Origin of the sequence: Pseudomonas sp. (assembly GCF_017744435.1) — a bacterium.
Taxonomy (GTDB): Bacteria; Pseudomonadota; Gammaproteobacteria; order Pseudomonadales; family Pseudomonadaceae; genus Aquipseudomonas.
In genome coordinates, this window is sequence record NZ_JAGIBG010000014.1 from 106,737 (window position 1) to 126,254 (window position 19,518).

21 protein-coding genes are annotated in these 19,518 nt (G+C 65.0%); 7 read left to right on the plus strand and 14 right to left on the minus strand.

Annotated features, from left to right (window positions below; translation table 11 throughout):
• Positions 1 to 162: 162 nt before the first annotated feature.
• Positions 163 to 1,176, plus strand: a complete 1,014-nt coding sequence (locus J7573_RS12045) for an XdhC family protein (RefSeq protein ID WP_294334951.1) — start codon at positions 163 to 165, stop codon at positions 1,174 to 1,176.
• 7 nt (positions 1,177 to 1,183) lie between these two features.
• Here the strand turns inward: J7573_RS12045 and J7573_RS12050 are convergent, their stop codons facing one another.
• From J7573_RS12050 to J7573_RS12080, 7 genes are all read right to left on the minus strand, one after another.
• Positions 1,184 to 1,999, minus strand: coding sequence for a transporter substrate-binding domain-containing protein (locus J7573_RS12050; protein ID WP_294334953.1), 816 nt, complete (start codon positions 1,997 to 1,999; stop codon positions 1,184 to 1,186).
• Between the two features lie 30 nt (positions 2,000 to 2,029).
• A complete protein-coding gene (locus J7573_RS12055) occupies positions 2,030 to 3,904 on the minus strand; it encodes a diguanylate cyclase (protein WP_294334955.1) in 1,875 nt (624 codons plus the stop codon).
• A gap of 30 nt (positions 3,905 to 3,934) precedes the next feature.
• Complete coding sequence (locus tag J7573_RS12060) at positions 3,935 to 4,471, minus strand: PqiC family protein (protein ID WP_294334957.1); 537 nt, start codon at positions 4,469 to 4,471, stop codon at positions 3,935 to 3,937.
• 28 nt (positions 4,472 to 4,499) lie between these two features.
• A complete protein-coding gene (locus J7573_RS12065; RefSeq protein ID WP_294334959.1) occupies positions 4,500 to 6,140 on the minus strand; it encodes an MlaD family protein in 1,641 nt (546 codons plus the stop codon).
• Positions 6,124 to 6,765 (minus strand): paraquat-inducible protein A, encoded by a 642-nt coding sequence (locus J7573_RS12070; RefSeq protein WP_294334961.1) that lies wholly within the window; start codon positions 6,763 to 6,765, stop codon positions 6,124 to 6,126. Before J7573_RS12070 ends, J7573_RS12065 begins: the two co-directional genes overlap by 17 nt.
• Positions 6,762 to 7,358, minus strand: coding sequence for a paraquat-inducible protein A (locus J7573_RS12075; RefSeq protein WP_294334962.1), 597 nt, complete (start codon positions 7,356 to 7,358; stop codon positions 6,762 to 6,764). The genes J7573_RS12070 and J7573_RS12075 overlap by 4 nt, the downstream gene beginning before the upstream one ends.
• Before the next feature lie 221 nt (positions 7,359 to 7,579).
• Positions 7,580 to 7,900, minus strand: a complete 321-nt coding sequence (locus J7573_RS12080) for a hypothetical protein (protein WP_294334964.1) — start codon at positions 7,898 to 7,900, stop codon at positions 7,580 to 7,582.
• Between the two features lie 266 nt (positions 7,901 to 8,166).
• On the opposite strand from J7573_RS12080, the gene J7573_RS12085 reads away from it, so the two are divergent.
• The 3 genes from J7573_RS12085 to J7573_RS12095 are packed head-to-tail and all read left to right on the plus strand — an operon-like array spanning position 8,167 to position 10,923.
• Positions 8,167 to 8,829: a TetR family transcriptional regulator gene (locus J7573_RS12085; protein WP_294334966.1), complete on the plus strand. Its 663-nt coding sequence runs from the start codon at positions 8,167 to 8,169 to the stop codon at positions 8,827 to 8,829.
• Positions 8,830 to 8,874: 45 nt separating this feature from the next.
• Positions 8,875 to 10,392 carry an MDR family MFS transporter gene (locus tag J7573_RS12090; RefSeq protein WP_294334967.1) on the plus strand — a complete coding sequence of 506 codons (1,518 nt, stop codon included), beginning with the start codon at positions 8,875 to 8,877 and terminating at the stop codon, positions 10,390 to 10,392.
• Positions 10,393 to 10,446: 54 nt separating this feature from the next.
• Positions 10,447 to 10,923, plus strand: coding sequence for a YMGG-like glycine zipper-containing protein (locus J7573_RS12095; RefSeq protein WP_294334969.1), 477 nt, complete (start codon positions 10,447 to 10,449; stop codon positions 10,921 to 10,923).
• Here J7573_RS12095 and J7573_RS12100 read toward each other — a convergent pair.
• Genes J7573_RS12100 through J7573_RS12120 form a run of 5 tightly spaced genes read right to left on the minus strand, consistent with a single transcriptional unit; the run spans position 10,913 to position 15,056 of the window.
• Positions 10,913 to 11,254: a cupin domain-containing protein gene (locus tag J7573_RS12100; protein ID WP_294334971.1), complete on the minus strand. Its 342-nt coding sequence runs from the start codon at positions 11,252 to 11,254 to the stop codon at positions 10,913 to 10,915. The genes J7573_RS12095 and J7573_RS12100 overlap by 11 nt on opposite strands.
• Before the next feature lie 58 nt (positions 11,255 to 11,312).
• Complete coding sequence (locus tag J7573_RS12105; protein WP_294334973.1) at positions 11,313 to 12,104, minus strand: sugar phosphate isomerase/epimerase; 792 nt, start codon at positions 12,102 to 12,104, stop codon at positions 11,313 to 11,315.
• A complete protein-coding gene (locus tag J7573_RS12110) occupies positions 12,101 to 12,841 on the minus strand; it encodes an SDR family NAD(P)-dependent oxidoreductase (RefSeq protein WP_294334975.1) in 741 nt (246 codons plus the stop codon). The genes J7573_RS12105 and J7573_RS12110 overlap by 4 nt, the downstream gene beginning before the upstream one ends.
• Positions 12,838 to 14,187 (minus strand): MFS transporter, encoded by a 1,350-nt coding sequence (locus J7573_RS12115; protein ID WP_294334976.1) that lies wholly within the window; start codon positions 14,185 to 14,187, stop codon positions 12,838 to 12,840. The genes J7573_RS12110 and J7573_RS12115 overlap by 4 nt, the downstream gene beginning before the upstream one ends.
• Before the next feature lie 41 nt (positions 14,188 to 14,228).
• Positions 14,229 to 15,056 (minus strand): amidohydrolase family protein, encoded by an 828-nt coding sequence (locus J7573_RS12120; protein ID WP_294334978.1) that lies wholly within the window; start codon positions 15,054 to 15,056, stop codon positions 14,229 to 14,231.
• Between the two features lie 146 nt (positions 15,057 to 15,202).
• On the opposite strand from J7573_RS12120, the gene J7573_RS12125 reads away from it, so the two are divergent.
• Complete coding sequence (locus tag J7573_RS12125) at positions 15,203 to 16,156, plus strand: LysR family transcriptional regulator (protein ID WP_294334980.1); 954 nt, start codon at positions 15,203 to 15,205, stop codon at positions 16,154 to 16,156.
• Between the two features lie 89 nt (positions 16,157 to 16,245).
• Positions 16,246 to 16,947 (plus strand): DUF3053 domain-containing protein, encoded by a 702-nt coding sequence (locus tag J7573_RS12130; protein ID WP_152957620.1) that lies wholly within the window; start codon positions 16,246 to 16,248, stop codon positions 16,945 to 16,947.
• 142 nt (positions 16,948 to 17,089) lie between these two features.
• On the opposite strand, the gene J7573_RS12135 is transcribed toward J7573_RS12130, so the two are convergent.
• A complete protein-coding gene (locus J7573_RS12135; protein ID WP_294334984.1) occupies positions 17,090 to 18,349 on the minus strand; it encodes an ATP-binding protein in 1,260 nt (419 codons plus the stop codon).
• Positions 18,346 to 19,038 (minus strand): response regulator transcription factor, encoded by a 693-nt coding sequence (locus J7573_RS12140; protein ID WP_294334986.1) that lies wholly within the window; start codon positions 19,036 to 19,038, stop codon positions 18,346 to 18,348. Before J7573_RS12140 ends, J7573_RS12135 begins: the two co-directional genes overlap by 4 nt.
• Before the next feature lie 178 nt (positions 19,039 to 19,216).
• On the opposite strand from J7573_RS12140, the gene J7573_RS12145 reads away from it, so the two are divergent.
• On the plus strand, positions 19,217 to 19,518 hold a 302-nt coding region (locus J7573_RS12145; RefSeq protein WP_363263708.1), incomplete at its 3' end, for a POTRA domain-containing protein.

Genomic DNA, 19,518 nt, shown 5'->3' on the forward strand with positions numbered 1-19,518 from the left:
AACCCGATTCAATCAATACCAGTGCCGGCCTCTTCGCGGCTAAAGCCGCTCCCACAGGGTCATCACAGTGCTCAAGTGCTGCGCTGTACCTGTGGGAGCGGCTTTAGCCGCGAAGAGGCCGGCACTGGTATTGATTGAATCGGGTTTACCCAAGAGGCTTCCATGGAAAGCATCGACCTGTTGGTCTTGCGCACTGCCCGTGACTGGCTCCAGGCTGGCGAGCGCGTGCTGCTGGCCACCGTCGCCCGTACCTGGGGCTCGTCGCCACGGCCCGTCGGCTCGATGATGGCCCTGCGCGGCGATGGCCGGGTGGTCGGCAGCGTCTCTGGCGGCTGTATCGAAGACGACCTCATCCACCGCTACACCACGGCCTACCAGGGCGACGGCATGCCAACGGGCCTGCCGCAGGTGGTGCGCTACGGCGTCAGTGCCGATGAAGCACAGCGCTTCGGCCTGCCCTGCGGCGGCACCCTTGAGCTGATCCTCGAGTTCGACCCGGCGCTGGCAAGCCTGGAGCAACTGCTGCCATTGCTGGACAGCGGCAACCTGGTGCGCCGCGAGCTGGACCTGGATAGCGGCCAGGTTCACCTGACCACCACCCGCGTACCGGAGCAGTTCGGCTTCGATGGCCGGTACATGCTCAACACCCTGGGCCCCGGTTACCGCATGCTGCTGATCGGTGCCGGGGTGCTGGCCGAGTACCTGGCGACCATGGCCCTGTTCAATGGCTTCAAGGTGGCCGTCTGCGATCCGCGCCCGGAATACATGGATGACTGGAACGTGGCTGGCGTGGAGAAGATCGTCGGTATGCCGGATGACGTGGTGCGTGCGTTCACCCCGGACCTGCGCAGCTGTATTGTCGGCCTCAGCCACGACCCCAGGCTGGACGACCTGGCCCTGCTCGAAGCCTTGCACAGCCCGGCGTTCTACATTGGCGTGATCGGTTCGCGGCGCAATAACCAATCGCGCCGTGAACGCCTGATCGAGCATTTCGGGGAAAGCGAGGCCTCACTGCAGCGCCTGCACGGGCCGATTGGCATCTATATCGGCAGCAAGACCCCAGCGGAGATTGCCGTCAGCGTCATGGCCGAGATCCTGGCAACCAAGAACGGCGTCGCCTTGCCCGGTGAGGTCAATGTGAGCGAAGCCAAGCGGGCGCTGGAGGTTGATGGGTAGTCAGCCCTCAAGGCTGCTTTCCCGCCTGCTGCTGTCGCCACAACTCCAGATTCTTCTCGACCAACTGCTCGGGCACCGGCCCGGCAACCAGCGCTTTCATTTTTTGCGCCAGCCGCTCGCGCAGCTCTGCTCGATTGCACTTCGATTGATGCGACAGCGCCAGGTACAACCCCTCGCTGGCCACCGGTGGGTCAAGCACCTTCAATTGCGCCTCCCACCCTTGCGTGCGGGCCAGGGCCATGCCGGGATACTGCTCGTAGATCAGGTAGTCATTGCGTTTGAGCAGCAGTTTCTCGAACGCCTGCCTGGCGCTGGGCACCGCTTCGAGCTGGAGGTTGGCCCTGGCGTAGTCATCGAACTGCTGGCCGTGGCTATTGCTGACCAGCGTCCCGCCGTTGTGACCCTTGAGGTCCGCCCACTCGTGGTAGGGAAATCCGCCGTCCTGACGGACCCAGACCACGCTGCGCACATGCAGGAATGCCGGGCTGACGAAGTCCATCTGCTGCTGGCGTTCCTGGGTCAGGAAGTACCCCGCCATCAGGTCGATACGCCCGGTGCGCACCTCCTCCTGCGCCCTTGACCAGGGCCCGCCGTACACCACCTTCACGTCCAGCCCAAGTGCCTTGCCCACTTCCTTGAGCAGGTCGGCATTGGCCCCGATCAACTGTTCAGGATTGTTCGGGTCACGCCAGAGATACGGTGGGTACTCCGGATTGCCGGTAGCGGTCAGCTGCCCGCACAACGGCTCTGCCAGCACCCGTTCGGGCAGCAGGAGCATGAAGAGCGGCAGCAGCAAAGCCCGGCAACGACAGCGCTCGATCATCTACACCCCCTCGTGCGCGCTACGCGGCACTTAGTCGCCGGGTTGAAAAACGCAGACCCGCCCGCGCTCGCGCTTGGCTTCGTACATTGCCTGATCGGCGGCCTTGACCAGTGCATCCACCTCGCTGGCATGGGCAGGCGCGAGGGCAAGGCCAATGCTTGGGGTGACGAAGTCGATGTTCAGCCCCCTGACATTGACTGGCTCGCCCAGCACCTTGAGCAAGCGCTGGGCCAGCGCATTGGCTGCCTGGAAGTCGGTCATCGGGACGATCACGGTGAACTCGTCGCCCCCCAGGCGATAGGCCTTGCCCGGTTGACGCAGCGCATTGCACAGGCGTTCGGCCATGCACACCAGCAAGGCATCGCCGATGTCGTGGCCAAAGCGGTCGTTGACCCGCTTGAAGCGGTCGAGATCGAGAAAGATCAGCGCCAACGGCAGACTACCGCCGTGCAGGTGCCGGGCAAGGTCCTCATGGAACGCCTTGCGATTGCCCAGCCCGGTCAAGGCATCCTGATAGGCGAGGTCGAACAGTTGCTGTTGATGGAGCACATGCTCGCTGACGTCGTGCAGGATGCCGCGGTAGCCGATCAGACGGCCCCCGGCGTTGTGCCGCCTGGAGATCTGGGTCTCGAAGTGGCCGATGCTGCCGTCGGCGCGCCGCAGCCGGGCCGAGAGCGGAGCCCCGGGTTCGGTCTCGGCGATTGCCGGTTCCGTTGCCTCACTGGCCTCATGGTCTTCCTGCAGAGAAGCAACGGTTCGGCCGATCACCTGAGCCGCCGGGTAACCGAGCAGCCTGCAGAAAGCCGGGTTGACCGACTCGATCCTGGCCAGCTCGTCGAGTTCGAAATAGCCGTCTTCCATGGCGTCGAGAATCGCCCGGTCGCGTGCTTCGCTTTGCTCCAGGCGGTCCAGCGCACGGTTCGCTTCGCGCGCCAGCTTGCCCAGCTCATCGTGCCCGTCGTCGGTCAGGCGCCGCCCCGCCGCAGCCGGGCCAATGGCCAGAAGCTCCTGATGCAAGCGCGCAATGCGCCGCAGCAAGGTAACGTCCAGCGCGAGGTAGATCAGCAACCAGGCCAGGCCGATGAGCCCTCCCGTCACGCCGAGGAACACATTGAGTTGCTGCTCGCCCTCCAGGTACAGATGGCGCTCGCGGGTCAGTTGCAGGCGCAGCTGCGGCTCGCCAAGACTGTCCTGGAACAGCAGGTCGATGCTCTGATGGCGGGCATCGACCACCTCGCGATTGCCGATGCTCATGAGTTCGGCCTGCAGCACCGGCCGTTGCTGATCGGTGGCCGACGGCAGCCAGGTGAGCTCACCGCCCAACTGTTGTTGCAGCATGGCGATGCGCTTGCTGTCCAGGAACGTTCCCGCCAGCAGCACACCGCTGGCCCTGTCGCCGCTGCGCGCAGTATCCACGGCAACCAGAATCAGCGGCACCCTGAGCACGGCCAGCAATTGCGCAGGCGGCGCCACATCCTGAGGCTGCAGCAGGCGCGCCAATTGCTGGGCGACGCCGTCATGCAGCGCCTTCAGGTTCAGCGCTGGCGCGCCGGCCGGGCGCTCCAGCGCGGCCAGGTCCAGCGGCCGCCAGCTCACCCGCTGCTCACCATTGGCGAAGTAAAGGATGAAATCGAAGCCACTGCGGCCCAGCGTGGCGGCATCGAGCGGGAACGCCGACGGCACCGCCCCCGGCATCGCCTGCGCCCATTGCCGCAGGCGATTGGCGTCACGCTCGAAGCTGTTGCCCAGCAAGGCGCGCAGGCGCTCGGCCTCGGCCACCAGCAGCCGCTCGTCCTGCTTGTCCAGCCGCGCCAGCAGCATGCCCTGGGCCGCAAAGTAGACGAGCAACAACACCAGCAGCAGCGGCGGTACGAACAGCCAGAGCAATCTCGTGCGTAACTTCATGCGGGCTCCCCGTACCCTTGTTCACCTGCTTCATGAGCTTGGGCAGGACCGGCCTGGCGCTGCCGTTGCCCGCACGGCCTCGGCCAGCTTGCGCAGGTTGGCCTGATGGGCGTTGACCAGGTTGTTGATGCTGTTGTCGGCGGCGGTCTGGACCGACGTCCGGCAGGTGATTTCGGGCTCGCCTGGCCGTTTCAGGCGCCACAGGGTATCGAGCGAGGCGTATTGGCCGGGCACGCTGTCGAAGCGCTGCACATCGACCCTCAATACACTGCTGGCGCCGGACACCGGGCCGCCCAGCATGTCCTGCAGGGCACTGCGAAACTCATCCACCAGGTTGGCGCCCCACCACTCCGTTTCCAGAATGGCCAGGCCGCTGCTGCCCTGGCGCACTACCAGTTGCGGGCGATCCACTTGCGGCGGCAGGCTGACCCGGCTCACCTGCACGTGCGGGCTACCCCCTTGCACCGGCTGGGCCGGGACCAGGGTGTGGTAGTTGTTCGGGGTACTGCTGCAGCCGCTCAGCCAGATCAGCAGGCTGGCCCCACACAGGTTGCGCACTCGATGCATCAGCTGACACTCCTTTGGCCTTTCACTTTCAAGGTCTCAAGTCTTGCGCCCCGGCCGCCTTTGGCCGGCCTTGAATCAGCGACTCGGGGTGGCGCCCCAGGTAGTCGGTCAGGTCGCGCAGCGAACGCGACATGCGTTCCAGCTCGTCCAGAGTTTCACCCAGCCGTTCGCGCTCCGGCGAATTGTCGGCAATGGTCGCGTTGGCCGTCTTCAAGGTCTTTTGCAGGTCGTCGAGGGTAGCTTTTACCCCAGGCAGCGTCTGGCCGTTGAATGTCTTGAGGTTGGCACGCAGGTCGCGCAGGGTGCCATCGAGGTTGCTGGCAATGCTTTCCAGCGGCAACTTGCCGATGCGCTCGACGAAATGCTGCAATTGCTCCTGCAGCATCTCCAGGCTGCCAGGCAAGGTCGGAATCATGATCGGCTCGGCCGCCATGTCGAACTTGACCTTGGGGGCGTCCGGGAAGAAGTCCAGGGAGATGAACATCTGCCCGGTGATCAGGTTGCCGCTGCGCGCCTGCGCCCGCAGACCATGCTCGACGAAGGTGCCGATCAGATGCCGGGCGCCATTCATGTCACCCTCGGTGTGCTTGAACACCGCCAACATCTTCTGATGCACCGGGCCAAGGCGTTGCGGGTAGATCACGGCATCCACCACCACCGGGAATATCTGTTTGACCGGGTCGTAATCCAGATAGATCGAAGTGACCTTGCCGAACTCCACCCCCTTGAACTCCACCGGCGCGCCCACCGTCAGCCCGCGCATGGACTGGTCGAAACGCAGCTGCAGGTACTGCCCCTGGCCGTTGGGGGGTGACAGTGCGCTTTCACGGTCGGTGAACAGCTGGAAGCGCGCCTGGTCATCGGCGGCCTGAGCGTCCGGGGCAAAGTCGGGGGAACCGAACGCCAGCCCACCGACCAGAATGGACGACAGTGACTCGGTATTGACCGTCAGGCCATTGGCACCGATCTGCATGTCGACACCACTGGCGTTCCAGAACCGGGTATCACGGGTGACGAAGGCGTCGTAGGGCGACTGCACGAATATGCCGATGTCCACACCCTTGCCATCATCCTGCAGGGCATAGGACACCACTTCACCCACCGGGATCTTGCGGTAATAGATGGACGCACCGATATCCAGCGAGCCCAGGTCGTTGGCGCTCAGGACAAAACGCTTGCCCTGTTCGCCATAGGTGATCGCTGGCGGCAGTTCCAGGCCAGTGAAGTTCTTTTCCGAGGCTTTCGACTCACCAGCATCGGCGCCAATGAAGCTGCCGGAGAGCAACGTATCGACGCCGGACACCCCGCCCGCGCCGATCCGTGGGCGCACCACCCAGAAACGTGCGCCCTCGGTGGCGAACGAGCGCGCATCATTGGCCAGCTGCACCTGGACGATGACGCTGTTGTGGTCCTCGGCAAGGTCCACGGTGGTCACCTCGCCGATCACCACGCTGCGGTACTTGACCTGCGTCTTGTGCGCCACCAGCCCTTCACCGGAGCGAAAGGAAATCGAAATCACCGGCCCCTGCTGCATCCAGTTGCGCACCACCAGCGAAGCCCCGACCAGGATCGCCAGGATCGGCACGATCCACACCAGTGAAATATTCCAGCGCCGGGTGCGTACCTCTGCCTGCCCTGCCCCATTTCGCGCGTCACTCGCTTGCGCCATCAGTGCGGCCTCCATCATTGCCAGGGTGATCCCAGATCAAGCGTGGGTCGAAGCTCATTGCCGAAAACATGGTCAGCACCACGACCATGCCGAAAAACAGGATGCCCGGGCGCGGTTCGATGGTGCCCAGGCCGCGCAGCTGCACCAGCGCGGCCACCAGTGCGACGACGATGACATCGAGCATTGACCAGTAACCGATCAGCTCGACGCCACGGTACAGTTGCGAGCGCTGCCGTTGTGCCCAGCTGGAGCGACGCTGGGCGGTGAACAGCAGCAGGCCAAGGGAAAAGAACTTGATGGCCGGCACACCGATACTGGCAATGAAGATGATCAGGGCGATGTCCCAGGCGCCTGCCTCCCAGAATTCCAGCACGCCGCCAACGATGGTGCTTTCGCTGCCATTGCCGAGCATTTCGGTGTGCATCACCGGCAACAGATTGGCGGGTACGTAGAACACCAGCGCGGCCAGCAAAAAGGCCCAGCCACGTTTGATGGCGTTGGCCTTGCGCCGGTGCAAGGGCGCACCGCAGCGCGGGCATGTGTGGGCCTTGCCCAGTTCGCACGCCAGCCCGCAGCCGTGGCACAGGCACAGGCCGAGGTCATCGGCCAATACCGGCGAGCTCATACCTGCTCCCACAGGTCGCGAACATCGCGACCGGCAATATAGATGATCAGCACGCTCAGGGCGGCCAGCGCGATCAAGCCGATACCTGGAATGACGTCGAGCAGGCCGGCCAGCTTGATGACGGCCACCAACGCGCCGAGCAGGCAGACTTCCAGCATGCTCCAGGGGCGCAAGCCTTCGAGGCAGCGCATGCTCAGCGCAAACCCTGGCGCCCTGCGCCCGGCCAGGGCAAAACTCAGCAACCAGCACAGCAAGGCGATTTGCAGCACCGGCGCGAAGATGATCGCCAGCGCCATGACCAGGGCGATGAAGGTGATGCTGCCACTGCTGAGGATCAGCACCGAATCCCACAGGGTGGCGGAATTGCTCAACCCTTGCATGCCGATGGTCATGACCGGATACAGGTTGGCAAACAGCAGCAGAACACCGCCGGTGATGCTCAAGGCCAGGCGTTGCTGGATGGTCAGGCTGCCATGCCGGTAAAGGACACCCGCGCAGCGCGGGCAGAGGGCACGTTGGTGGCGCTGCAACGGCGTGCGCCGATATACGGCATCGCAATATTCGCAGATGATCAGGGGCTCGGTCTGGCTCATGCGGTATTCCCGGATGCAGGTCTCTATGCGTGCAGTCAGCCGTTGATTGACGCAGGGCCGAGCGTCGACATGAGCAAGCGTAGACGGGAAAGTTGCGTTAGGGAGCCTGAGAACGCACCGCGGATCCAATGGCGATAATAGAAGAAAGGCCGGGGACCGATGCTTTACATCAGTCCCCGGCCTCTAGGATCAGGCGAGCTTGCTGATCGAATGACCCCGGATCACCTGCACATGCGCTTCACGGCGCGCTCTGCGGCCGCCTGGAACACCTTGCGCATGGCTTCCAGCTGTTCGGGCGACAACGCCTTGGCACAGGTCAGGCCCTGCAGGAAGCCGATACCCCAGCCTTTGGTTTCAGCCAGCTCCTGACGGTTCTCGGCGTCGGCGATATCACCCAGGTGCAGGGCTGCAGGATGTTCGTAGCGGTCTTCCAGCGCCAGTTTGCGCAGTTCCTCCAGCGCCACCTTGAACTCGGCAGCGGCAACATCGTCCAGGCCCAGGTGCTCGTACTGCAGCAGGCTCAGACGGTCGGTGGCGGTCATCTTCGAATCTCCGTTTCACGGTAAAAGAAGCAAGTGCAAGGAAATCACCAGCCAGCCGCGACGCATCCGGGTGCCAGCGAAGGTGGTGTCAGTTCCCAAGTTGTATACCACAACTCGGGCCTCTCCCCCTAGCGGCGTGCGCCATCCGGGTGCAACGCAGCGACACCGCCTGTCGCCGGCCAGTCGCGATAATTAAATTTAAATTGAATTTAACTTAGAACAAGCTCACGCTCCGTGTCATTGCACTGAATCGAGAGCATCGCATCATGGCCACCACACCGCGCGAACCGCGCAAGGACGGCGAAGCCACCCGCACACGCATCCTCCAGGCCGCTGGCGAACTGTTCGCCGCCGTGGGTTATGCCGAAGCCAGCAACAAAGCCGTCGCCGCCAAGGCCGAGGTCGACCTGGCCTCGATCAACTACCACTTCGGCAGCCGCAATGGCCTGTACCTGGCCGTGCTCGACGAAGCACGGCGGCGCTTCCTGGACATCAGCGACCTGCAGCGGATCACCCTCGGCGAGCAACCGGCGGCAGAAAAGTTACGGTCACTGGTGGAACTGGTCGTGCGCAAGGCCACGCAGCGTCGCGACAACTGGCACCTGCGCGTGCTGGCTGCGGAGATCCTCGCGCCCAGCCCGCACGGCCAGGCCCACATGCAAGCCGAGGCACCGCTGAAGCTGTCACTGCTCAAGGGCCTGTTCAGCGAGATCACCGCCATCCCCCAGAGCGACCCGGCACTGACCCGCTGCATCCTGTGCGTCACCGCTCCCTGGGCGATGCTGTTGATCGGCCCGCGCGGGTCCACCGGGACTCTCCACGAAATCCTCGGCATGCCGGCCGAAGATGTGTCTGCCCAGCTGTTCAGCTTCGCCCTGGCCGGCCTGCAGGAAGCCGGCCGCCAGCACGCCAACGGCAAAGGCTGCTGACCGCACATGGACGCTCAATCGCACCCACAGGCTCAAGGCAATCGCATGCAACCGACATCCGCTGGCGCGCCCTCCTCCGTACAGGCCGAATCGGGCACCCAGGCCTCCATTCCGCTGCTGCTCGGCGCCCTGATGCTGGTGATGTTCCTCGCCGCACTGGACCAGACCATCGTCTCCACCGCGCTGCCGACCATCGTCAGCGACCTCGGCGGGTTGCGCTGGCTGTCCTGGGTGGTCACGGCGTATTTGCTGGCTTCCACCGTGGTCGTGCCGCTGTACGGCAAGTTCGGCGACCTCTACGGGCGCAAGCGCGTCCTGCAGATCGCCATTGCCTTGTTCCTGCTCGGCTCGGTGCTGTGCGGGCTGGCCCAGGACATGACCCAGCTGATCCTGTTCCGCACGCTGCAAGGCCTGGGCGGCGGCGGCCTGATGGTGGTGGCCATGGCGGCCATCGGCGACGTCATTCCGCCTGCCGAGCGGGGCCGCTACCAAGGCCTGTTCGGTGGCGTGTTCGGCCTGGCCACCGTGGTTGGCCCGCTGATCGGCGGGTTTCTGGTCGAACACCTGTCATGGCACTGGATCTTCTTCATCAACCTGCCGCTGGGCCTGCTGGCCGTCGTGGTGATCGGCAGCGTGTTCCGCCCGCACGTGGCCCCGGTCAAGCATGTGGTCGACTACATCGGCGCGTTCTTCCTCACCATCACCCTGGGCGCGCTGGTGCTGATCACCAGCCTGGGCGGCGGCCTGCTGCCCTGGGCCTCACTGGATGTCCTGTGCCTGGCCCTGTTCGCCGTCATCGGCCTGGTCGGTTTCGTGTTCGAGCAACGCCGTGCGGCCGAGCCGATCATGCCGCTGCACCTGTTCCGCCACCGGACCTTCGTGCTGGCCGGGTTGATCGGGTTGATTGTCGGCGTGTCGCTGTTCGGCTCGGTGACCTTTCTGCCGCTGTACATGCAGGTGGTCAAGGACGCCTCGCCCACCAGCGCCGGCCTGCAGATGCTGCCGTTGATGGGTGGCTTGCTGGTGGTCTCGGCGATTACCGGGCGGCTGATCAGCCGCTGGGGGCGCTACCGGGTGTTCCCGATTGTTGGCACGTTGCTGCAGGTGGTCGCCCTGGGGCTGCTCAGCCGCCTGGAACTGGACACGCCGATGTGGCGGATGAACCTGTACATGGGGCTGCTTGGCGCAGGCCTGGGCATGGTGATGCAGGTGCTGATCCTGGCGGTGCAGAACAGCGTCGAACGGCGCCACATGGGCGTGGCGACTTCCGGGGCCACGCTGTTCCGTTCGATCGGTGGCTCTGTGGGGGTTTCGGTATTCGGTGCGTTGTTTTCCCATGCCCTGCTCGATGGCCTGCCGAGTGATTTCGCGGCCAGCAGTGGCGGTGCCGCGAGCCTGTCGCCGACGGCGGTGCATGCCTTGGCGCCGCCGCTGCAACAGGCGTATCTGCAGGCATTCTCCGGGGCCATGCATGGGGTGTTCCTGGTGGCGGCGGTGATTACTTGTGTGGCCTTTGCCTTGTCCTGGCTGCTGCGCGAGGTGCCGCTGCGTACGGCTCATTGAGCGCAGCACCCAGCTATGCTGTGAGATGCGATCCCCATCCGGTGGAGGTGTGCGATGCGTGCGTTCACGTGGAGTTACCTGCTGATGCTGCTGTGCGCGGCGTCTGCAGCCCAGGCCCAGTCGGTGGTACCGCTCAAGGGCCAGAGCAGCCAGCAGATGCAGCTGGACATCAACGACTGCAACACCGTGGCGACCAATGCCGCGAACAGCGCCAGCAGCGGTTCTTCTGGCAGCCATGTCGGCGGCAGGGTCAAGGGCGCGGCGGCCGGTGCCGCAGCCGGTGCGGTTGGCGCCCAGGTGCGCGGCAATCAGCATGACGAGGTGTACGACCGGGTCGGCGACGATGCCAAGCAGGAATACCGGCAGAACCGTGCCGGCCAAGGGGCCGCCGCCGGTGCTGCGGTAGGCGCCTCGCGGCAACGCCAGGAGCGCCGCGAAGACCGGCGCAACCAGGGCCAGGCGCAAAGCTCGGCGCATGCCAGCGCCTACAGCGGGTGCCTGCAGGGGCGTGGCTACCAGGTCAACCCTTGACGATGTCGACCGAGATTTCCACTGCCGTCACTGTGCCGCGATTTTCCAGCCAGTGCGTGGTGTTGTGGTCTTCGGGCCAGCCGACACCCGGGCCGTAGTCGGTGGCCTGGCCATTGCGGTGGTCGGTGATGGTGCCTTGCAAGATGAACACCGTGCCGGGCCGGTCCTTGTGATCATGGACCGGCCCGAACACGCCGCCCGGGGCGATGGTCACCTTGCGCATGCGCAACTGCCGGCCCGCCATGCCTTCGATTTCCGGCCCCAGATCGACCGTTGCCAGTAACTCCACCGTCACGCCATGGGTGTCGGGTGCTGCCAGTTCGTTGTTCATGGGGGTGCGCTCAGTGGGGTGTCATCTATCAGTGAAGCGCGCTTTGCTGTTGTTTGCCTCAGTTGCGGCTAAACCAGGATCGGGTAGCTTCATAGGCCGCTTTAAGTCTCATCTCAGGCTCAAACAGCGCCGAAGGTGTCTCCACGCTGACTTGCACATCGGCTGGCAATGCATTCAGCAGTGCGGTCAACGGCAACTGCCCGCGCCCCGGCAACAATCGGCCTTCCCGGGCCTCCTGAATGATCAATGCCTCGGCCGGCGCCTGCAGCAGCGCATCGCACAACTGCACTGCCCGCAGGTAACGTGGCTCAACCTGGGCAAGCGCTTGCACATCCCCACCCGAGCGATACAGGTGCAGCGCATCCACCAGCACCCCCGTATTCCCCTGCCCGGCCCCGGCCACCACGGCCACCGCTTGCTGCACGTTCGCCACCGCCCGCCAGCGCATGAACTCGAGGTCCACGCGCAAGCCGTAGCCACTGGCCAACTCACAGAGCGCCGCAAACGTGTGGGTGAGCCGCACCGGGTCGTCGTCATCCCCCGAGACGGTAAGGCTGACGGCCCCCAGTTCAGCCCCCGCAGCCAGCAAGGCCTCGCACTCGGCGACCTGCAATTGTGCAGTGAGCGACACGAACTCGATATCGCCCACCCGCATGCCCTCACCCGCCAGCACCCGCTGCAGTTCGCGGGCAGAGGGGCTGCCGACCGGTTGTGGGTAGGCCAGCGCGCCCGGCATTACCGGATGCAGGCGCAGCCCCACGCTACTGAACCTGGCCCGCGCCGCTTCACGTACCAGCGCGACCGGCGCCAGGTCCAGCGCCGTCAGGTGGGCAACCCCCAGCGGCCTCAATAGGTTGCCCTCCCGCCACTGAGGTCGAACACGAACCCGGTGGTGAAGCTGCATTCAGGCCCGGCGATCCAGCTCACCATATTGGCGATCTCTTCGACCTTGAGGAAGCGCCCCATGGGGATCTTGGCCTTGCTGGCAGCGATGTGTTCCGGGGTCATTTCCGCCATCAGCGGGGTCTCGACCATGGCCGGGGCGATGCAGTTGAGCAGCACGCCGTCCTGGGCCAGCTCCTTGGCCGCCGCCTTGGTGAAGGCGATGACCCCGGCCTTGGCCGCAGAATAGGCCGAGATATACTGCACGCCGTCCTTGCCGGCCATCGAGGCGACGTTGACGATGCGCCCGTAACCGCGCTCGCGCATGTGCGGGATGGCGGTGCGGCAGCAGTAGAAGACACCGTTGAGGTCGATGGCGATGACTTTGTCCCAGGCTTCGGGCGGATATTCCCACGAGGCGACCACCGGGCCGTTGATACCGGCGTTGTTGACCAGGATCTCGACCTGGCCGACATGGGTCAGCGCTTGGCCGAACGCCGCCTCCACCGACGCCAGCGAGGACACATCCACGGCCTGGCGCAGCACCGGCTCGAAGCCGTTTTCGGCAGTGTTCCAGCCATCGACCGCGAGGTCCCAGATCACCACCTGGGCGCCGGCCTGATTCAGGCGCTGGGCGATGGCCAGGCCGATGCCGCGCATGCCGCCGGTGACGATTGCAGTTTGCCCGTGCAGGGGTTGGCTCATTGTCTTGCTCCATTTTCAACTGAAGGGATATCCGGCAGGCGACGCAGGTCGCGCACCATGAACAGGTAGCACAGCGCACCCAGCGCGGTGATCGTCGAGACGAAGGCCAGCGCCCAGACGAACGAGCCGGTGGCAGTAACGATCAGGCCGATGGTCAGCGGGGTGACGATGCCGGCGGCGTTGGCGAACAGGTTGAACAAGCCGCCGCTCAGGCCCAGCAGCCCTTTCGGTGCGATGTCGGAGACGATCATCCAGGCCAGGGCCGACATGCCTTGGGCGAAGTAGGCGACGCAGAGAATGCTGATCACCAGCGCGTCGGACTCGACATAGTTGGCCAGCACGATGATCGACGCCGTCAGCAACCCAGCAATCACCGGCAGCTTGCGCGCCAGGTTCAGCGAATGGCCCCGGCGCAGCAGTGCATCGGAAATCCAGCCGCCGACCAACGTGCCCAGCGACGCGGCAATGAAGGGCAGTACCGCCACCCAACCCACCTTGAGCCAGGGCATGTGCCGCTCGGTGACCAGGTAAGTGGGGAACCAGGTCAGGAAGAACACATTGGTCGAGTTGCAGGCGAACTGCCCCAGGCAGATGCCGAGCATGTTGCGGTGCTTGAGCAGCGCCGGGATCTGCGACCAGTGGAACTGCGTGGCCTTCTGCCCGCCATCGACCACCCCGCCGCCGGCGGCAATGTAGTCGAGTTCTGCCTGGTTGGCCGACGTCGACTGGTGCGGCTCGTGGTACTTGCGCCACCACACCAGGCCATAGAGGATGCCCAGCAGCCCCACCGCCATCAGCAGGAAGCGCCAGCCATAGGCATGCAGCACCCAGAACAGCAATGGCGTCAGGAACGCCAGCCCGGTGTACTCGGCAAAGGTGTAGATGCCGGTCGCCCGCGCTCGCTCGCGCTGCGGGAACCAGGTCGCCACCACACGGCTGTTGGTGGGGAAGCACGGCGCTTCGGTCACACCGACCAGAAACCGCATGCCCAGCAACGATAGAAAGCCTTGGGCCAGGCCCTGCAGGCCAGTGAACAGCGACCACAGGGTCAACGCCAGCCAGTAAGTGAGTTTGGTGCCCAGGCGGTCGATGAGGATGCCGCCAGGGATCTGCGCAGCGGCGTAGGTCCAGGAGAATGCCGAGAAGATCACCCCCATCATCGCCGCGTTCAGGCCCAGGTCGGCGCTGATGCTCGGGGCGGCGATGCCCATCACGCTGCGGTCCAGGTAGTTGATCATGGTGCCACCGGAAATCAGCGCAAGGATCATGAACCGGGTGCGGGTGCGTTGTTGCGCGCGCGCCGGGGTGTCGAACACCCCGACGCCGATTGGCTGCTCAGTGCTCATGGCGATTGCTCTCTTGTTATTGGAATGGCAAGTGCAGGGAATCAGGCAAAACCGAACAGGCGCCGCGGGGTGTCCCACATGACCTTGCGCCGCAGGCGGGCGTCCGGCATCAGGCGTTCGGCCAGCTTCAGCAGCGGGCCGTAGTCGACCCGCGCCTGCTGGCGGATGAACGGCCAGTCCGAGCCCCACACGCAGGCGTCCGGGCCGAACGCTTCGAGCAGCACCCGCACGTAGGCATGGCTTTGCTCATACAGGCCATCGGCATCGGCGAACTTCTGCATACCGGACAGCTTCACCCAGGCCCGCCCGCTGCGGGCCAGCCGCAGCAGGGCCTGGAAGCCGGCCTGGCGCAGGCCGGCGGCGGCATCCGGGCGGCCGCAGTGGTCGATCAGCAGGCGCGTCGAGTTGTTTTCGACCAGCCATTGCAGGTCCAGCAACTGGTCTTCGCAGACCTGCACCTGGGCGAACATGCCCAGTTCGGCCAGCTTGCCGAACAGCGGCTCGGCATCACGCATGCTCGCCACGCCGTACAGCGCTGGGTTGAAGGCGACACCGACCACGCCCTGCTCGCGCAACGCCGCCAGGGCGTCCAGGCCGATCTGCCGCTCGACCACCGCAATCCCCTTGAAGCGCCCGTGGCCAGCCGCCAGTGCGTGAAGCAGCAGGCCATTGTCGGTGTGGTAGCCACTGTTCGGTTGCACCAGCAAGGCATGGCGCACCCCATAGGCGTCCATCACCTGGTTGAACTGGGCCAGGGTGGCGACCTCCTGGCCGGAGGGCGCGTAAGGGGCATTGGGGTGGTAAGCGAAATGTGCGGGGTCAAACAAATGGTTATGGCAGTCGATCTTGGGTTCGTCGTAGATGTTCAAGCGCGGTTCCTTCAAGCGCCACTGCGCTTGCCTGCAGATCTTGTTATTGTTCGCCGTCAGGGCGATTTGCCTGGGCTCACGATACTGCGCACGGTTGCACAGCGCTCATACACAGATGGCGAAGACCATAACCGGGGGTAATACTCATGCGCGTTGGCCAGGAACGTACAGACGGCAGTGCCATGGTGTTCAAGCTGCGGCACATGGAGGTGTTCCGGGCGGTGATGCTGACCGGCTCGATCAGTGCCGCCGCAAAGCTGCTGTATGTCTCGCAGCCGGCAGTGAGCAAGCTGATCGGCTACATCGAAGGGCGCCTGACCTACCGACTGTTCGAGCGCATCAACAACCGCCTGGTGCCCACGGCCGAAGCGCAGGTCCTTTATCGCGAGGTCGAACGGGTGTACCAGGCAGCGCTGCAGGTCAACGAGTGCGCGCAGGCCCTGGCCTCGGGCGGCCAGCGCCAGCTGCGTATTTCCTGCAGTGCCTCGCTGTCGACGGTGGTCATCCCCACGGCGCTGGCCCAGCTCAAGCGCGAATCGCCTTCACTGCAGATCGAATGGCAGACCTCGCTGATGCACGAGATGCCCAACCAGATCCTGTCGAAGAAGGTCGACCTGTCGATTGCCGCACTGCCGGTCGTGCATGACCACCTGCATTCGCAGGCCTTCATGCGCGGGCGCATGGTGGTGGTCATGCCGGCCGGGCATGCGTTGGCAGGGCAGCCTTCATTGACCCTGCAACAGCTGCAGGGCCATGCACTGTTGCTGTTCCGCCCGGACATGCCGTTCGGCCAGCTGTTGGCCAGCCATATCGAGCGGCGTGGCCTGCAGCTGGATTCCCTGCTGTCGTTCACCAATGCCAACGAAGCCGTGGCGCTGGTCAAGCAGGGCATGGGCATCAGTGTGATCGACGAGTTCGTCGCCCAGGACAGCGGCCTGCAGGTGGTGCCCCTGGTCGACGAGATCCATTTCGACATCAGCTTCGTCTACTCGCGCTTCGAGCCGCTGTCGCAGTCGGCGCTGCACCTGATGCGGGTGCTGCATGATCAGGCGCTGAAGCTTGAGCGGGAAATCGACGGGTTCGCACTGCCACCGGCGTGAATGGATCCACACCTGAAAAAGCGCTACCCTAGCCCGCCACGCGAGCCATTGCGCTGGCGTGCCTCAACCAAATATGGAGTTTCATCGACATGAACGTCTCGTTCCGCCCCCAGTGGCTGCTTGCCCTCGCCCTGCCCCTGGCCCTCGCCGCCTGTGGCGACAATGAACCCAAGCAGCGCGCTGCCTTCAGCGAATTCCTGCAAACCCGTATCGTCGACAAGCCCGGCGTTCACGTGCCCAAGCTGAGTGCCGACGAATCCAAGGCGTTTGGCCCCTACAACGACCATTACGCGGTGATCACCAATTTCAACGGCGCCATGGATAGCGCGGTGAAACCCCTGGGCAGCCTGCTGCAGAAAGGCGCGGTGCGCTCGCTGAACGATATCACCAGCCGCCGTGACGACATCAAGGCGGTACAGACCGGCCTGAACGACATGGGTCTCCAGCTGCAGGACCAGAAGGCCAAGGCCGACAGCGCCCATGCCCAGCTCAAGCAGCCCGATGACCTCAAGGTGGTCTACGACAAGGCCTACGACCGTACCGTCAGCGTCCCGGCCGACACCTTCCTGCAGGTGCTGCCGCAGATCAACGGCACCCTCGACAGCAGCCTGAAAGTCGCCGACTACGTAGACGCACACAAGGCGCAGATCGAGATCAACGGGCCGATCGTCAAGGTCAACGACCCAAAGGTACAGGCTGAGCTGAATGCCTTGCTGCAAGACCTGACGACTCAGGCAAAGACCGTGCAGCAGGCTCAGGCGCAACTGCAGACCGTGATGCTCGGCCGCTGATTGATGGTTGTGGGAGCGGCCTTGTGTCGCGAAAGGGCCGCGTAGCGGCCCCGGCAATCTCGCGGCGAAGCAGAGAATCTGGGGCTGCTGCGCAGCCCTTTCGCGACACAAGGCCGCTCCCACAAGTTATGCGCATGACCATTCAACCTAGGCGCGGCAACAGGATCGCCACGCTCAAGCCTCCCGCCTCGCTCGACTTCGCGCTGATACTGCCCTGGTGCAGCCCGATGGCGCGGCGGGCGATGGCCAGGCCCAGGCCGAAGCCATCGGCGCCGCTGTGCCCACCCCGGTCGAACGGCTCGAAGATGCTCTGCAGGCGCGCCGGCTCGACCCCGGGGCCCTGGTCGACGATATGCACCTGCAGCTGTTCCCCGCCGCCCACCAGCCTCGCCTCGACGCGTACTTCGCTACCTGGCGCGGTATAGCGCACGGCGTTGCGGACCACGTTTTCGAAGGCGCGGTACAGCAGCTCCTCATGGCCACGGGTGACGAAAGTGCCGGCGCCCTGCAAGCTGACCTGCGCCTGCTTCATGCCCGCCTCGAAACGGGCGTCCTCGACGATCTGCGCCAGCACCTCGACGGCATCCAGTTCGCCATGCTCGCTTTGGCCTTGTTGCGACTGCACCCGCGCCAGGGTCAGCAGCTGCTCGATCAAGTCATCCATGCGCCGCGATTCGCGTTCGATGCGCCCAAGCATTTCCTCACGCTCAGGCTGCTGGCGCAGCAGCCCGATGGCGACATGCAGGCGGGTCAGCGGCGAGCGCAGTTCGTGGGAGATGTCGTGCAGCAGTTGCTGCTGCGCTTCGACCAGCGCCTTGAGCTGCCCAGCCATGCGGTCGCAGTCTTCGGCCAGTTCGACGATTTCGTCGCGCCGGCGCCCCAGGCGCGGGCGCACGCGCACGTCGAAGCGGCCCTGGGCAACCTGGCCCATGGCCTCGCGCAGCCAGGTCAGCGGCCGGGTCAGATAGAGGCTGCAGAGCAAGGCAAACAGCGCACTCATCAGCGTCCCGGTCAGCAACGGGCCCATGCTCCGCGGCCGTGGTGCTTCGTCCAGGCGGGTGGCCACCGAAGCGCGCAATACCAGGGCCTGGCCGCCCTGGTCGAGCAGTGCCCGTTCGAAGCGCGGTTCGGCCACGGCGCGGCCGGCCAGCAGGTGGCCGGTGCCGTCATACAGGCCCACCTGCACCTGGGGCGGCTGCGGCGACACCTGCAGGTACTGGCGACCGGCCTGTTCGCCATAACGGTGCAACAGGTTCAGTTCAGTGGCCAGCATCGAGCGCAGGCCGGGGGTGTCACCGCGCAGGTCGTCGATCATGAAAGCCCCGGCACCGACCAGAAAGGTCAGGCTGTTGGCCAGCCAGAAGGCCAGGAACAGCTTCCAGAACAGGCGCCGGTGCATCATTCGACGATCAGCATGTAACCCATGCCCCGCACGCTCTGGATCCAGCTGCTGCCATCGTCGCGCGGGCCGAGCTTCTGGCGGATGCTGCTGATGTGCACATCAATGCGCCGGTCGTAACGAGTCAATGGCCGGCCCAGGGCGTTCAGCGACAGGTCCTGCTTGCTCACCAGCTGGCCGGCCTGGCGGGCCAGCGCTTCGAGCAGGCTGAACTCGGTACCGGTCAGGTCCAGCGGTATCGGCCCCCATTGCGCCTTGCGCCGCCCGGGCCACAGGGTCAGCGCGCCACGGCCGATGGACTCGGCGCCCAGGCTTTCGGCCAGCATCTGCGGGTGCACCCGGCGCAGGATCGCCCGCAGGCGTGCCACCAGTTCACCCGGTGAGCTGGGCTTGGGCACATAGTCGTCGGCCCCCAGTTCCAGGCCGGCGATGCGGTCGATGTTGTCGCCCCGTGCGGTCAGCAGCAGCACCGGCACCTGGCTACGGGCACGAATGCGCCGCAGCACTTCGATGCCTGAGATGCCCGGCAGCATCACGTCCAGCACCACCAGGCGGTAAAGCCCGCTCAAGGCGCGGGTCTCGCCCTCCTCGCCGGTGGCCACGGCGGTGGCCTGGAAGCCCTCGCGGGCCAGGTACAGGGCGAGCATTTCAGTCAGTTCGCGGTCGTCGTCGACCAGCAGTACGGGGATCATGATGGGTCAGGTGCCAGGTTCTGCAAAAGCCGCATGATCGCCCCGCCGTAGCGGGCCGTGGGCGAACTTTACACATCTTTACCCTCGGTTAACCGCGCCGAACACAGCCCGCCCGTATGCTCATCGCCCGCTTCCCGGCAGCCCCGTGCTGCTCTTCTACGCCCGCCTGGAACCCTCGATGAACTACCCGCGACTGTTGCTCTCCATCCTGCTGCTCAATGCCTCCATGGCCCAGGCCGCGTCGTTCAGGATCGCCGACATCCGCGTCAACGGCCTGCAGCGGGTGTCCGCTGGCAGCGTGTTCGGTGCCTTGCCGCTCAACGTCGGCGACGAAGCTGACGACCGCCGCCTGGTCGAGTCGACCCGCTCGCTGTTCAAGACCGGCTTCTTCCAGGACATCCAGCTGAACCGCGATGGCAACGTCCTGATCATCAACGTGGTCGAGCGCCCGTCGGTGTCGAGCATCGAGATCGAAGGCAA